Raw genomic sequence first — 15,209 nt, 5'->3', positions numbered from 1 at the left:
AACCTGTTAGACTTGCGCCCACAGCGCGGCCCGGTCCGCCCATTAACTCACTGATTTTTAAAAGGTTTTATCCTCGCAGTGGCCACTGATCTCTCCCATATCCGCAACTTTTCCATTATTGCCCACATCGACCACGGCAAATCCACCCTCGCAGACCGCTTTATCCAGGTGTGCGGTGGCCTGAGCGACCGTGAGATGGCGGCACAGGTGCTTGATAGCATGGATATCGAGCGGGAGCGGGGCATCACCATCAAGGCCCAGAGCGTTACCCTGGATTACAAGGCGCGCGACGGCAAAACCTATCAGCTGAACTTCATTGATACCCCCGGGCATGTGGACTTCTCCTACGAGGTATCCCGCTCTCTGGCAGCCTGTGAAGGTGCTCTACTTGTAGTAGACGCGGCCCAGGGTGTGGAGGCGCAATCCGTCGCCAACTGTTACACCGCGATCGAGCAGGGCCTGGAAGTGATTCCGGTTCTGAATAAAATGGATCTGCCCCAGGCGGAGCCGGAAAAGGTCGCGGAAGAGATCGAAGATATTATCGGTATCGACGCCACAGAGGCCACCCGCTGCAGTGCCAAGTCGGGACTGGGCATCGAAGACGTACTGGAAGACCTGGTGCGCCTGGTACCGCCGCCCGAAGGTGACGTAAACGCACCCCTGCAGGCACTGATTATCGATTCTTGGTTCGACAGCTACCTGGGTGTTGTGTCCCTGGTGCGTGTGGTGCAGGGCACCCTGAAGAATAAAGACAAGATCGTTACCAAATCCATCGGCCGCGCCCACGTAGTGGACAGCGTCGGTGTGTTTACCCCCAAGCGCAAGGAAACCGGTGAACTGAAGGCCGGCGAAGTAGGCTTTGTTGTGGCCGGTATCAAGGACATTCACGGTGCCCCCGTGGGTGACACCCTGACCCACGCAAAAGATGCGGATTTGGTCAAAATGCTGCCGGGCTTCCAGCGCGTCAAACCCCAGGTTTACGCCGGCCTGTTCCCGGTGAGCTCTGACGATTACGAAGCCTTCCGCGATGCCCTGGACAAGCTCTCCCTGAACGATGCGTCGCTGTTCTACGAGCCGGAAACCTCCGATGCCCTGGGCTTCGGTTTCCGTTGTGGCTTCCTCGGCATGCTGCATATGGAGATTATCCAGGAGCGCCTGGAGCGGGAATACAACCTGGATCTGATCACCACCGCGCCAACTGTGGTGTACGAGGTGGAACTGACCAATGGCGAAATCGTCAATATGGACAACCCCTCGCGCATGCCCGACCTGGGTCAGATCGAGGAAATGCGTGAGCCCATCGTGGAAGCGAATATTCTGGTACCGCAGGAATACCTCGGTAACGTGATTACCCTGTGTGTGGAGAAGCGCGGCGTTCAGCAGGATATGCAGTACGTGGGTGGGCAGGTTTCCCTGCGCTACGAGCTGCCCATGAGTGAAGTGGTAATGGACTTCTTCGACCGCCTCAAGTCCGTCAGCCGCGGCTTTGCCTCCCTGGATTACAACTTTGTGCGCTTTGACCCGGCAAAACTGGTGCGTCTTGATATCCTGATCAACGGTGAGCGAGTAGACGCCCTGGCGGTGATTCTGCACCGGGACAACGCGCAACAGCGCGGTCGCGCCCTGGCAGAAAAAATGAAAGAGCTGATTCCTCGACAGATGTTTGACGTGGCAATTCAGGCGGCTATCGGCGGTCAGGTGGTAGCGCGCACCACGGTGAAAGCCCTGCGTAAAAACGTAACCGCCAAATGTTATGGTGGTGACGTGACCCGTAAGAAGAAGCTTCTGGAGAAGCAGAAGGCCGGTAAGCGCCGCATGAAGCAGCTGGGCAAGGTCGAAGTGCCGCAGGATGCATTCCTGGCGGTTCTGAAAGTGGACAATTGATACGCTCGTAATCTGGCAAAATACAGTCGTTCGGTAGCGGGGCGCTTTGATGGAGACCCGCTACCCCAATAAGAAGCAGTCGGAAAGAGACAACTGAATGGATATCAACTTCCCCCTAATTTTGCTGTTGCTGGTTGTAGTGACAGGGGTGATCTGGCTGTTTGATGCATTGTTTCTCGCCCGTGGACGCAAGGCGCAGGCGACGAAAGGACAGCCGGTACAAGAGCCGGTGGCGGTGGAATACGCCAAGTCTTTCTTTCCGGTGCTGGCTATCGTATTCGTGCTGCGTTCGTTTGTGGTCGAGCCGTTCCAGATTCCTTCCGCGTCCATGGACCCGACGCTGGAGGTGGGTGATTTCATTCTGGTGAACAAATACGCGTACGGCCTTCGCCTACCGGTAAGCCGTACCAAAATACTGGATATCGGCGAGCCCAAGCGCGGCGATGTCATGGTGTTTTTCCCCCCGCATATGAACGAGACCTATTACATCAAGCGTGTTATCGGTCTACCGGGAGATGAGATTCGTATAGAAAACAACCAGCTATATATCAATGGCGAGGCCATGCCGCAGGAGTTTATCCGCTTTGATACGGAAAACCCTGGGCGTGAGCTGCTGTGGGAGACCCTCGGTGGGCATCGCCATTTGACCGCGAAACAGAGCCGCCCGGGCCCGTTTGGCAATATTCGAACCCTGAAAGTGCCGGAAGGCCACTATTTCATGGTGGGCGACAACCGTGACAACAGTCTCGACAGCCGCAAGTGGGGATTCGTGCCCGAGGAAGACATTGTCGGCAAAGCCTTTGCAATCTGGATGCATTGGGAGAAACTACTGAGCCTACCCAGCTTTGACCGGGTAGGGAGCATTGATTAAAACGATAACAATCGGTAGATCGACATGGCATTAGATATACAGATTTCCCGCCGTATGGCTGGCCAAAAAGGCATGAGTTACTGGGGCTGGCTGGCGATTATTGCGGTATTCGGTTTTGGCTTGACCGTGGTATCCAAAATGGGGCCGGCTTATGTGGATGCGCACTTTGTCGAAGAGGGGCTGCACTCCCTGGCCCAAAATGACGGTGTGCGGGAAATGAGCAATACCGAGATCAAGCGTGAGCTGGACCGCTTCTTCACCATCAATAACGTGCGTGGTGAACCGGTCAACTCGGTCAAGATAATTCGTGGTGCCGACAGTACTCTTGTCAGCATCAACTATGAGCTTCGTCAGCCGCTGTTCCACAATGTGGACGTGGTGATGAAGTTCGACAAACAACTGAATACTGCCAAGCCCGAGTTGTGTTGTGAGCCGCTCGTGGATCTTGAGCAGTTTCGCAAGCGAGACGACTACTGACCGGTGACCGACCTCCATCTGCAACGACTGGGCAACCGCCTGGGGTACCAATTTGCCCAGGCGGATCTGCTTGACCTGGCACTTACCCACCGCTCTCACGGCAGCCGCAACAATGAAAGGCTGGAATTCCTTGGTGACTCGATTCTCGGGTTTACCATCAGCGCGGCGCTATTTGAAAAATTCCCCGATGGCCGCGAAGGACAGATGAGCCGGCTGCGCGCGCAGCTGGTCAGCGGCGAAACCCTGGCCAAAGTGGCCCGTGAGCTGGAGCTGGGCGAATGCCTGCGCCTTGGCGAGGGGGAAATGAAAAGTGGCGGTTATCGCCGTGCCTCGATTCTTGCGGATGCGGTGGAGGCGATAATCGGTGCAATTTACCTGGATTCCGGGCTCGAGGCGGCGCGGGAGCGGGTACTGGCCTGGTTTGGTCCGCGCCTGCAGAGCCTGTCTCTGGAAACCGCAAAGGATCCAAAAACCCGCCTGCAGGAGTGGTTACAGGCACGGCAAAAGCCGCTGCCCGATTACACCGTGGTGGAAGTGGCGGGCGAAGAGCACTCCCAGCAGTTTGTTGTCGAGTGCCGTGTCTCCGGCCTGAGTGAGCCCGCCAAAGGTATTGCTGGAAACCGTCGCGCCGCGGAGAAAGCCGCGGCCACTGAAGCCTACGCGCGACTGACCGGGCAGAACTGAGCCTATAATCAGCTGCAAGTCGCACCCAAATACTGACCGGTCCGCCTACGGCGGGCCAATTCGACCAGCTCGGAGACCCCCTTGAGCGAACCCAATACCCCCATTTCCCGCTGCGGTTATGTCGCAATCGTGGGCCGCCCCAATGTGGGGAAATCCACTCTGCTGAATCATATGCTGGGGCAGAAGATCTGTATTACGTCCCGCAAGCCACAGACGACCCGCCACAATATGCTGGGTATCAAGACCGACGGGCAAAACCAGATTATTTTTGTGGATACTCCCGGGCTTCATGCAGGTGAAGAAAAGGCCATCAACCGCTATATGAATCGCGCTGCTATCAGTTCTACCCGGGATGTCGATGCGGTGGTGTTTGTGGTGGAGCCTGCACGCTGGACCGAAGGGGATGAGCTGGTGGCGCAAAAGCTGCGAGGCCTTAAGTGTCCGCTGATTGTCGCGGTGAACAAAGTGGACCAGTTGCAGGACAAAAATGCGCTGTTACCCCAGCTACAAGCCTTGCAGGAGCGCTTTCCCAAAGCGGAAATCGTACCGATTTCGGCACTGCGTACCTCCAATCTGCAAGCTCTGGAAGATGTGATAGTCGAGCGCCTGCCTGAAGGCGGGCACTTCTTTGAGGAAGACCAGATTACCGATCGCAGCTCCCGCTTCCTCGCCGCCGAAATCGTGCGTGAGAAAGTGATGCGTCAATTGGGTGCAGAGATTCCCTATTCGGTCACTGTGGAAGTGGAAGAATTCTCCCAGGAAGGCAAGGTGCTACACATCAGTGCGGCGATTCTGGTGGAGCGCAACGGCCAGAAGCGCATCCTGATTGGCACCAAGGGTGAGCGTATCAAGCAGATTGGCCAGCAAGCACGCCTGGATATGGAGACCCTGTTTGATAGCAAGGTGATGCTGAACCTTTGGGTGAAAGTAAAATCCGGCTGGTCCGACGACGAGCGCGCTCTGCGCAGCCTCGGCTACGTCGATAAGCAGTAACCACTCGGCAACGTGCTGTGCAGCAGCTTCCGCCGCAACCCGCCTACGTTCTCCACTCCCGTCCATACCGGGATTCCAGTCTGATTCTGGTGCTGCTAACCCCGGACTACGGGCGTATCGTCTGTATCGCCAAGGGCGCGCGCCGTGACAAACAGCGTCGCCAGCGCGCCTTGCAACCTTTTGCCCCGTTACTGGTAACCCTACTGGGGCGTCACGAGCTGAAGACGCTCGGGCCGCTGGAAAATGCCGGCCAGCCGCTCTGGCTGAAGGGGCGTGCCGTGTATGCCGGGCTTTATGCCAACGAACTTCTGGTGCGGTTGATGCCGGAAGGGGAAAGTCAGGTATCCATATTTGTCGCATACCAGAATTTGTTGCAGCGTCTGGCGAGTTTGTCCGGCGAGAAAAGTGATGAGCTGGAACTGCCACTGCGAATTTTCGAGTTGCAGATGTTGCAAGCGCTGGGCAGCTGCCCCGAATTGGATTATTGCTCCCTGGAAGGTGCTGCGATAAGGCCGGATGGAGTCTACCGGCTGACTCTGGAAGAGGGGTTTGTACCTGTCGCGGTGCCCCCGGGTCAGGCGCTGCGAGGGGCAGATTTTGTTGGTGGACAGCTGCTGGCATTGGCGCAGTTGCTCGCAGAGGACACGCTATTTGAGAGTCGTACGGCGCCTCAGGGGCAGCTTGGCGATGCCAAACGCCTTACACGCCTTTTATTGAGCCCAATGCTCGGTCAGCGTCCACTTAAAAGTCGCGAGCTATTTCGACAGGTGTACTGCGCAGACTGAATTTACAGCCGATGGTCGAGGTCAGTTTCCCCGGGGCCTGCTTGCTCTACCTCGCACTCCAGGCCGAACAATGCGTCCAGGTCCTGGTCCGCCGCCCAATCCCGCAATCCGCGAATCTCTTTTCTGACCAGTTTGTAGACTGTCTCAAAAGTCGCTTTATCCGGCAGGTCGTCGTCACTCAGTGGAGTGCGCTGTGTTTCCGCCTTTTCACCATCCAGGTGTTTCTCCTGCAGTGGCCGCAATAGCTCCTGCAGCTGCTCGGTGGCGGTGCGCAGGCGTGGTACGCCGCAATAGCAGCAGCCGCCGTGCAGGCGGTGCACCCGTTCGAACATGGCGAGGTAATCGCCGCTTTGCGCCATACTCGCGAGCGCCTGCTCGTCTTCATGCAGGCCTTTCAGCAACATGCGCAGCAGATCCCGTGCGAGCCTTGCATCCTGATTGGCCAGGTTGAGACTGTCCGCGATGTCGACCAGTCGCGGCTCCATCAGTGTGGTAAGTGGTGTGGGGGCACCATTTGAGCTTACTTCCATCCAGCGTTTTACGGTGTGAGTCAACTGACTCTCGCTGACCGGTTTGCTGAGGTAGTCGTCGAGGCCGGCACTTAACAGGCGCGACTTCTCTTCGGTGCCGGCGTGCGCGGTAAGGGCGATCACCGGTGTGCGCCGCCCGCTCTCTTCGCTGCGGATCGTCTGCGTGGTGGCGATGCCATCGAGCCCCGGCATCTGGATATCCATAAAGATCATGTCGAAATGCTGTCCTCGCCACAGTCGCAGAGCCTCTTCACCACTGTCGGCCAGGGTTGTTTCGATGTGCTGTGCTCGCAGCAGTTCGCTCATCAATCGCCGGTTCGCTTCGTAGTCGTCCACCACCAGGACCCGCGGCTGGGTCGGCCAGGGCAGGGCCGGAAAGGTGCCCGTCTGTGGGCGGGACTGTGCCTGTTGCGGGACCGCGCGCTTGAGGGCGCGCAGCAGACCTTCGCGGCTGACCGGTTTGGCGAGGAATGCGAGCACCCGGGTGCGCAGGGCGTCGTAGCAGCGCCGGAGGTCAACCGGTGATCCCTGAATGATCACCCGGCATTGGTAGGTGTCGATGAGTTGCTGCACGGTGCTGATGAAACCATCGAAATCGTTATTCGCCAGGGCCGTGTCGATAATCAGGCCATCCGGCAGAGCGTCGTGACGCCACATCTGCTCTACCGCCGGCACCAGGCTTTCGCCATCATTGTGTTCCAGCGGTGCAGCGCGCCAGTACGAGAGCTGCTGGTAGATCTGCTGGCGGGTCATGGGGTTGGGGTCCACCAACAGCAGACGACAGCCCGGGAACTGCTCTCGAGTTACTGCGATTCGATTGCGATCGATGGTCAGAGGAAGTTGAATCCAGTAGGTGCAACCGCCCTGTTCATTCTCGTCGAGACCGATTTCCCCCTGCATGGAGTGCACCAGGTTACGCGCAATTCCCAGCCCCATACCGCTATTGGACAATTGCTGCTGATTGGCTGTACCGGTCAGTAGCAGGCGCAGCTCGCGGCGACCCTGATCATCACAGCGCTCCCCGTTGTCGGTGATACTGATGCGCACCATCAGCTCGGACTCTTTGCCGCTCAAAACGGCAATGCGCACGGGGATACTGCCGTTCTCCGAGCACCGGATTGCAGAGCTCACAAGGTTGGTCAGTATCTGTTTGATCCGTAGCGGGTCACCAATTTGGGAGGGCGGCAACTGCGGGTCGACGAAAGGCACCAGTTCCAGGTTGTGCTCGTAACCGTAGGGCGCGAGGATCTGCAGCGTTTCCTCCAGAACCTGCCCCAGATTCATGGGGCTGTGATCCAGCACCAGGTTACCGGACTCAATCCGGGAGAAGTCCAGAATATCGTTGATCGACGTCAGTAGATTCTCGGATGAGCGCTGTATCGTCTGCAGGTAGTCGTGCTGCAGCTGGTCGACTTCAGTTTTCAGTAGCAGGTTGGTGAACCCGATGATTCCGTTCAGTGGCGTGCGGATTTCGTGACTGGTGTTGGCGAGAAAGGTGGACTTGACGCGGCTGTTTTCCTCGGCTTTTTTACGCGCGATCTCCAGCTCGATGTTCTGCTCTTCCATGGCGTCCAGAGACTGGCGCAGGTCCTCCATGGTCTGGTGGAGGCCTTCCTGGTAGTCACGGTGGTATTCCGCCAGGTTGCGTGCCATCTGGTTGATTTCTTCCCCCAGCTGAAACAGTTCCAGATTGTGGGAGTTGGGTACCCGGGTGGCGAATTTGCCGGTACCGATAATCCGTAGGGACTCCTTGATGCGATCCATACTGCGGGAGGCGCGCTCCGACATGGCAACCGCCCATACCAGCGCCACCAGACTGCAGATGATCAGCCCGACTAACCCTACCAGCGCCACCTGATAGGTGCCCACCAGAAAGTAGGGGCGGTGCAGTTCAATACTCAACCAGCAATTGGCGTCGTCTCCGATCAGCGGTTGCAGTACCTGAAGACTTTTCAGGTCCTCGTGCACGTGAGCCGACTTGCCGCGCAGCTCATCGGCAGTAAATATGGTGCGAGGGCGTGGCCCGACACTGGATATCAGTTTGAATTCCTCTTCGCCAGCACTGTTCAGGTCTGCCCGGTACAGTTGGACCGAGCGGATCATGTCCCGCTCCAGCATCAGCGCCATCAGGCTTTTATCAAGCCATTGGATGCGCTCCTCAAAGGCGTAGCCATCGCTCAGGTGGATCAGCTCTACCAGTTGCTCGGCACTGGCGCGACCATGACTCAACAGTAGGTCACGCCGGTCGCTCATTTGCTGGAGCGTGAACAGCAGGCACAGTAGCACGGCCAGAATCAGTGCGGGCGTCATCGCGTAGCGGAACAGCAGCGCTCTCAGGGACAGTCGGCGCTTGCTCCTGTGGCGCCGGCTAGACGGAGGCACTTGCGGCGTGGATGTCGGGTCTGAGGGGGTGGGGGGAACCATGTTGCCTGATCGCGCCTGTTTCGATTGTGTTATTTTTGTCCGATTCTACCTCTGCTGGCAGCAGAAACCAGCCCCATTTAACCTTGTCAGTGGCCAGATATCCGGGTTCGGATTCGCAGCTCGCCCCGCGGACAGGTAGAATGTGCGCCCGCCTGGCCTTTGGCCGCCCCTTGAATGGCCTTTTGATGCGTTCTTTGAACCAAGCGATGGACCTGAAGTTGACTATGGAATATCCGACGATTGCCGATTGTGTCGGCAATACGCCACTGGTGCGCTTGCAGCGCCTGCAAGGGCAGACCAGCAATACGCTGCTGCTCAAATTGGAAGGCAATAACCCTGCGGGATCGGTCAAGGATCGGCCTGCGCTGTCCATGATCAGCCGAGCTGAGGCCCGTGGTCAGATTACCCCGGGGGATACGCTGATTGAGGCCACCAGTGGCAATACCGGTATAGCCCTCGCCATGGCGGCGGCGATCAAGGGCTATCGTCTGATTCTGATTATGCCTGAGAGCGCTACCGATGAACGCAAGGCTGCGATGACCGCCTACGGTGCCGAATTGATTCTGGTCACCGCTGAGCAGGGTATGGAGGGTGCACGGGATCTGGCACTGCAAATGCAGGCGGAAGGTCAGGGGCTTGTACTGGACCAGTTCTCTAACCGGGATAATCCCAGCGCGCATATCGATAGTACAGGCCCCGAGATCTGGCGTCAGACAGGTGGCCTGATTACGCACTTTGTATCGTCCATGGGGACCACCGGCACGATCATGGGGTGTGGCCGCTATTTGAAGCAGCAGAACCCCGCGGTGCAGATCATCGGTCTGCAGCCCACCGAGGGTTCATCCATTCCCGGAATACGGCGCTGGCCGCCGGCCTATCTGCCCAAGATTTTTGTTCCGCAAGAGGTGGATCGGGTAATGGACATCAGTCAGGCAGAAGCCGAAGCCATGACCCGTCGCCTGGCACGGGAAGAAGGTATCTTCTGTGGTGTGTCTTCCGGCGGTGCGGTGGCCGGTGCACTGAAAGTTTCCGCTGAAGTTGAGAATGCCACGATTGTGGCGATCATTTGTGATCGCGGCGACCGATATCTGTCATCTGGTCTGTTTGACGCCGACCAGGATGCATAAGTCCGAACAGCGATCACGCCGTATAAAGATCCTTGTAACCGCGAGTTAGACCATTGGTACAAGTCAGAAAAAATTATCCGCGACTGGAAGACGGCACCCTGGACAGGGAGGCATGGTTGCGCCACATACAGGCGATGGCCAAGCTGGACGGGGGCACACTGGTCAATCTGCGCAAAGCCGTGGAGATCAGTGAGGAAGCGGAACAGAAAGCCATCGAGGCAGAAAATATCTGGGCCGAGGGCGCCAGCAGCTTCCTTACCGGTCTGGAAATGGTAGAGATCCTTGCGGACCTGCAGATTGACGGCGAAGCCCTGTGTGCGGCCATGCTCTATCGAGCGGTGCGGGAGAAACGCCTGTCCCTGCAAACCGTCGAAAGCGAAATGGGCGAGACGATCGCCAAGTTGATTCGCGGTGTTCTGCAGATGGCGGTAATCCGCAATCGCAGTGCGGACACTGGGGAGGAAAATCAGAGCGGCGCTGTTGAAGAGCATTCGGAAAATATCCGCCGTATGCTGGTTGCGCTGGTGGACGATGTCCGGGTTGCGCTGATCAAGCTGGCGGAGCGTACCTGCGCTATTCGCGCGTCGAAAAAGGCCGACGAGGCCAAGCGGCGCCGTGTCGCCCGCGAAGTGGCGGATGTGTATGCACCGCTCGCCCATCGCCTGGGCATCGGTCATATCAAATGGGAATTGGAAGACCTGGCCTTTCGTTACCTTGAACCCGATGACTATATGCAGATTGCCCGGCTGCTGGATGAGAAGCGGCTGGCGCGGCAGGAGTACATCGACGATGTGCTCGGTCTGTTGCGCAACGAACTGCACAAGGCGGATATCGAAGGTGAAGTCTTCGGTCGCGCCAAGCATATTTACAGCATCTGGCGGAAGATGCGCCGGAAAAACATCGGCTTTTCCCAAGTCTACGATATTCGCGCGGTGAGAATCCTGGTGCCCACGGTGCGCGACTGTTACGCGGTGCTCGGCATCGTACATAACCTGTGGCGCAATATTCCCAATGAATTTGACGATTACATTGCATCGCCTAAAGAAAATGGCTACCGGTCTTTACATACCGCGGTAATCGGACCTGATCGCAAAGTTCTGGAAGTCCAGATCCGTACTTTCGCCATGCACGAGGAGGCCGAGTACGGGGTTTGTGCTCACTGGCGCTATAAAGGTACGGATAAGAAGTCTGGTCAGCTGGAAGGCCAGGACGGTTACGAACAGAAAATCTCCTGGCTGCGTCAGGTGCTCGACTGGCACGAAGAGGTGGGGGGAAATCCGTTGCAGGACGACCTGCAGGCCAGCGACGTAGATACTCGAATTTATGTATTTACGCCGGATGGTCACGTAGTGGATTTGCCCCGTGGTGCGACGCCCCTCGATTTCGCTTACAAAATCCATACAGAGATCGGGCACCGTTGCCGGGGCGCCAAGGTGGATGGCCGCATCGTGCCCCTCAACCACGAGCTGCAAACTGCAAACCAGGTAGAAATTCTGACCGGCAAACGGGAGGCACCCAGCCGCGACTGGATTTCGCGCAGTATGGGGTATATCACTACCTCGCGAGCGCGGGCCAAGGTCATTCACTGGTTCAAGCAGCAGGCGAGAGACCAGAATGTGGCGGAAGGCCGCACCATTCTTGATGGCGAATTCAAACGGCTGGCGCTGACGGATTTCGATTTCGAAAAGCTGGCGAAAAAACTCAATATGCATTCCCTGGATGATCTGTATGCCGCAGTGGGCGCCGGAGATATCGGGGTCGGACAAGTGCTGAATGCCGCTCAGCGGATGATCAAGGTAGAAAAGGGCGAGCCGGTACTGTCACTTACCGCACCGGTGGCGCGTGAGGGGCAGGCGGATGTCTATATCGATGGTGTCGGCAACCTGTTGACGCATATTGCCCGCTGCTGCAACCCTCTGCCCGGCGATGAAATCATGGGTTACATCACCCTGGGACGCGGGGTCTCCATTCACCGCAAGGACTGCGCCAATATGCTGCGAATGCAGTCGGAAGAACCAGAGCGCATCCTGCAGGTGGAGTGGGCCGAGAAACCAACGGAAGTATACGCGGTGGAAATTATGGTAGAGGCTTACGACCGCCACGGCCTGCTGCGGGATGTCACCACCATGCTTGATAGCCAGCGTATCAATATCACTGCCATGCAGACTCACTCCAACAAACACAAGCACACGGTGGATATGGTCATCACGGCAGAGATCCACAATTTTGAGGAACTCAGCCAGGTGCTACATCGCATTAACCAGCTGCCCAATGTGGCCTCGGCGAAGCGTCGAATATTGCACTGAGGTGGCGAGGTACGAGAAAGCGAGTCGATTATGAAGCAAACCTACGATGTCGAAGATCTGCAATATCTGATGGCGCAGCTGCGAAATCCTGACGGTGGTTGCCCCTGGGATCTCAAGCAGAGCTTTGCGAGTATCGTACCGTCGACCATTGAGGAGGCTTATGAAGTCGCCGAAGCTATCGAGCAGGAAGATTTCGAGCACTTGCACGAAGAGTTGGGCGACTTGTTGTTTCAGGTCATCTTTTACGCGCAATTGGGGCGGGAAGAGGGGTGCTTCGATTTTTCCAGAATTGTCGATACGCTGGTGCGTAAACTGGTTCGTCGCCATCCTCATGTGTTTCCGTCAGGTGCGCTTTATGGCGAAAACCAGACAGCGGAAATCGACGAGCGGCAAGTGAAGGCCAACTGGGAAGCGATCAAGGCCGCCGAGCGGGAAGCAAAAGGCGAGGGCGGTACACTGGCCGGTGTGGCGGTGGGATTACCGGCGCTGACCCGTGCCGCGAAATTGCAGAAGCGGGCTTCCCAGGTCGGCTTCGACTGGCCGGAAATAGATGGGGTGCTGGACAAGGTAGAAGAGGAACTGCGGGAGCTGCGAGAAGCCATAGCCAGTGGCGACCGTGACCACGCGAGTGAAGAGCTGGGCGACCTGATGTTTTCCTGCGTCAACGTGGCGCGGCACCTGAAACTTGACTCTGAGACGGCCCTGCGTCAGAGCAATCGAAAATTCGAGCAGCGCTTTGCTGCGGTTGAAGCGGCGCTCGCTAAGCGCGACCAGCAACCTGCGGACGTTTCTCTCGAAGAACTGGACCGGCTTTGGGACGCGGCGAAGGTCGCCGGAAATCAGTCCCCGGAGGCGGGTTGAACGGTGTTCGGTGCTGTTTGCTTGAGTCAAGAAAGACTTGGCTGGCTGGCTGGCTGGTGAAATTATCCCCGGGAAGAGAAGCGATCTGCTTTAATTGACGGGAAATTTGTAAAAAAATTACCTAATTCGGCCTGACCACATGCGGACTTGTTCTGTGTGGGGGCAAAGTGTAAGGTAGCGCTCTTTTCTCGGGGCGCCACCGGAACCTCCGGCTGGGAATATTCAATAATTGCCTCGGCATGATCTGGAGACTATCTGTTTATGCGAATCATACTTCTGGGCGCACCTGGCGCCGGCAAAGGCACCCAGGCCCAGTTCATTACCGAGAAGTTTGGTATTCCTCAGATTTCTACCGGAGACATGCTCCGCGCCGCTGTCAAAGCGGGCACGCCGCTGGGTCTGCAGGCCAAAGATGTCATGGCAGCCGGCAAGCTGGTTTCCGACGATCTGATCATTGCGCTGGTGAAGGAGCGAATTGCACAGGCAGACTGCGCTAATGGCTTCCTGTTTGATGGCTTTCCGCGCACTATTCCCCAGGCACAGGCACTGCTGGATGCGGACGTATCCATCGATCACGTGCTGGAAATCGCTGTTGATGATGAAGAAATCGTTAAACGACTGTCCGGCCGACGGGTGCATGAAGGCTCCGGTCGCGTTTATCACCTGATTTACAATCCACCCAAAAACGAAGGTGTGGATGATGTGACTGGCGAAGCACTGGTTCAGCGTGCTGATGACACCGAAGACACCGTGCGCAATCGCCTGTCGGTATACCATGAGCAAACAGAGCCGCTAGTCGGTTTCTACCGCGAACTGGCCCAGCGCGCACCGGAAACCGCCCCCAAGTACAGCAAGGTGGAAGGGGTTGGCTCCATGGACGATATCCGTGAGAAAGTGATTGAGGCGCTGAGCTGAAGTCGTATCTCCTGCGATGTTCCCAGTAGAGGGAATAATACGAAAAAGCTCCTTCGGGAGCTTTTTTTGTATTCACGTCCCTCCCCCCGGTTGATTGTCACAGCCTATCAAGTTACCGGGAAAACCTGCTAAATACTTTTTTTCAGGATTCTGGAATACTCTGCATCACATTCGCCCCTGACCCCACACTGATTTTCAATAGAGGAGCGTATCGCAATATGGCGCATGCAATCATCCTGATGAACCTGGGTACCCCCGCTGAGCCGACTCCCGGCGCCGTGCGCCAGTTCCTGAAGGCGTTTCTCTCTGACTCACGGGTGGTCGAGATTCCTCGTCCGTTATGGGCGATGATCCTGAACCTGTTGGTGCTGCCGTTCCGCCCGGCGAAGATCGCCCCCGCTTATCGGGAAATCTGGAATCAGGGGCTGGATGGTGAAACCGTCACCGGCTCGCCCATCGTGTATTACACCCAGCGTCAGGTGGCCTTGCTACAGCAACGGCTGAACTCTCGCGCCCCAGGGCAATTTACCGTGGCCTATGCGATGACGTACGGTGGCCCTTCGCTGGCCGATACCGTGTCCCGGTTGTCCGAAAATGGCATTACCCAGTTTACCGTTTTGCCGTTGTATCCCCAGTATTCCGCCACTACCACTGGTGCCATCTACGATCAGGTGGCAGAGATCCTGCGCAGTAGCCGCAATGTGCCGGATATTTCCGTGGTACACGAATACTGGCAGCACCCTTTATATATTGAAGCGCTGGCCAACTCGGTGCGCGAGCATTGGGCGGGTCGGGGTGCTGCGGAGAAATTGATGATGTCGTTCCATGGCATTCCCAAGGCAAACATTCGCAAGGGCGACCCTTACTATGATCAGTGCTGTGGCACAGCCAGGCTGCTGGCTGCTGAACTGGGACTTTCTGAGGATAAATGGGCAATTACCTTTCAATCCCGCTTTGGTAAGGCGGAGTGGCTACAGCCTTATACCGACAAAACCCTGATAGCGTGGGGGCAAAGTGGGGTGGCCAGCGTAGATGTGATTTGCCCCGCGTTCTCTGCTGATTGTCTCGAGACCCTGGAAGAAATCGCGGTAGAGAATCGCGCTAATTTTATCGAAGCGGGGGGTACCGAGTACCGGTATATTCCAGCACTGAACGCCCGCGAGGACCATTTAAAAGCATTGGAAGCGGTGGTTCGAGATCGTTTACCGGCGGTCATTGCAGATCAAATCGCGGGAGATGGAATAAATTAATTGCTATCCACTCCCTTCCTTTTCCTCTCCCGCGCTTGGGGTTTTCCGGAAATTCCATCGGAATTTTGTTAAATCCCTAAAAAAAATCCAACTTTTTTGTGA

12 protein-coding genes are annotated in these 15,209 nt (G+C 56.9%); 11 read left to right on the top strand and 1 reads right to left on the bottom strand.

What is annotated here, in order from left to right; all coding sequences use genetic code 11:
• Window positions 1-78 precede the first annotated feature (78 nt).
• From lepA to recO, 6 genes are all read left to right on the top strand, one after another.
• Window positions 79-1,884, top strand: a complete 1,806-nt coding sequence (gene lepA, locus AAFH99_RS12485) for a translation elongation factor 4 (protein ID WP_043315778.1) — start codon at window positions 79-81, stop codon at window positions 1,882-1,884.
• Window positions 1,885-1,981: 97 nt separating this feature from the next.
• Entirely contained in the window at window positions 1,982-2,755 is a 774-nt protein-coding gene (gene lepB / locus AAFH99_RS12480) for a signal peptidase I (RefSeq protein WP_043315780.1), read from the top strand.
• 24 nt (window positions 2,756-2,779) lie between these two features.
• Complete coding sequence (locus tag AAFH99_RS12475) at window positions 2,780-3,232, top strand: DUF4845 domain-containing protein (protein ID WP_051686840.1); 453 nt, start codon at window positions 2,780-2,782, stop codon at window positions 3,230-3,232.
• 3 nt (window positions 3,233-3,235) lie between these two features.
• Entirely contained in the window at window positions 3,236-3,916 is a 681-nt protein-coding gene (gene rnc / locus AAFH99_RS12470) for a ribonuclease III (RefSeq protein ID WP_406827899.1), read from the top strand.
• An 81-nt stretch (window positions 3,917-3,997) separates the two neighbouring features.
• Window positions 3,998-4,909, top strand: a complete 912-nt coding sequence (era, locus tag AAFH99_RS12465; protein WP_406827898.1) for a GTPase Era — start codon at window positions 3,998-4,000, stop codon at window positions 4,907-4,909.
• Between the two features lie 17 nt (window positions 4,910-4,926).
• The gene (recO, locus tag AAFH99_RS12460; RefSeq protein WP_406827897.1) at window positions 4,927-5,694 is read left to right on the top strand and encodes a DNA repair protein RecO; all 768 of its coding nucleotides are present in this window, start codon (window positions 4,927-4,929) and stop codon (window positions 5,692-5,694) included.
• Between the two features lie 2 nt (window positions 5,695-5,696).
• Here the strand turns inward: recO and AAFH99_RS12455 are convergent, their stop codons facing one another.
• Entirely contained in the window at window positions 5,697-8,648 is a 2,952-nt protein-coding gene (locus AAFH99_RS12455; protein WP_406827896.1) for a response regulator, read from the bottom strand.
• A gap of 218 nt (window positions 8,649-8,866) precedes the next feature.
• Between AAFH99_RS12455 and cysM the strand changes: the two genes are divergently transcribed.
• The 5 genes from cysM to hemH all read left to right on the top strand — a co-directional run bounded on the left by cysM (window position 8,867) and on the right by hemH (window position 15,107).
• Window positions 8,867-9,775, top strand: coding sequence for a cysteine synthase CysM (gene cysM, locus AAFH99_RS12450; protein ID WP_304412652.1), 909 nt, complete (start codon window positions 8,867-8,869; stop codon window positions 9,773-9,775).
• A gap of 53 nt (window positions 9,776-9,828) precedes the next feature.
• Window positions 9,829-12,081: a GTP diphosphokinase gene (relA, locus tag AAFH99_RS12445; protein ID WP_043315792.1), complete on the top strand. Its 2,253-nt coding sequence runs from the start codon at window positions 9,829-9,831 to the stop codon at window positions 12,079-12,081.
• A gap of 30 nt (window positions 12,082-12,111) precedes the next feature.
• Window positions 12,112-12,942: a nucleoside triphosphate pyrophosphohydrolase gene (mazG, locus tag AAFH99_RS12440; RefSeq protein ID WP_043315794.1), complete on the top strand. Its 831-nt coding sequence runs from the start codon at window positions 12,112-12,114 to the stop codon at window positions 12,940-12,942.
• 261 nt (window positions 12,943-13,203) lie between these two features.
• Window positions 13,204-13,857, top strand: coding sequence for an adenylate kinase (adk, locus tag AAFH99_RS12435; RefSeq protein WP_406827895.1), 654 nt, complete (start codon window positions 13,204-13,206; stop codon window positions 13,855-13,857).
• A gap of 218 nt (window positions 13,858-14,075) precedes the next feature.
• Window positions 14,076-15,107 carry a ferrochelatase gene (gene hemH / locus AAFH99_RS12430; protein ID WP_406827894.1) on the top strand — a complete coding sequence of 344 codons (1,032 nt, stop codon included), beginning with the start codon at window positions 14,076-14,078 and terminating at the stop codon, window positions 15,105-15,107.
• The last annotated feature ends 102 nt before the right edge of the window (window positions 15,108-15,209 follow it).

The sequence above is a fragment of the Microbulbifer sp. ARAS458-1 genome (genome assembly GCF_045348205.1).
Classification (GTDB): domain Bacteria; phylum Pseudomonadota; class Gammaproteobacteria; order Pseudomonadales; family Cellvibrionaceae; genus Microbulbifer.
The sequence above is the reverse complement of the archived record's forward strand: the minus strand, read 5'-3'. Positions and strand labels throughout refer to the sequence as shown.

Bases quoted from the DNA above. Each gene is read 5' to 3' on its own strand.
- lepB (WP_043315780.1), top strand. From the start codon at position 1,982: ATGGATATCAACTTCCCCCTAATTTTGCTGTTGCTGGTTGTAGTGACA.
- AAFH99_RS12475 (WP_051686840.1), top strand. From the start codon at position 2,780: ATGGCATTAGATATACAGATTTCCCGCCGTATGGCTGGCCAAAAAGGC.
- AAFH99_RS12455 (WP_406827896.1), bottom strand. From the start codon at position 8,648: ATGGTTCCCCCCACCCCCTCAGACCCGACATCCACGCCGCAAGTGCCT.
- mazG (WP_043315794.1), top strand. From the start codon at position 12,112: ATGAAGCAAACCTACGATGTCGAAGATCTGCAATATCTGATGGCGCAG.
- adk (WP_406827895.1), top strand. From the start codon at position 13,204: ATGCGAATCATACTTCTGGGCGCACCTGGCGCCGGCAAAGGCACCCAG.
- hemH (WP_406827894.1), top strand. From the start codon at position 14,076: ATGGCGCATGCAATCATCCTGATGAACCTGGGTACCCCCGCTGAGCCG.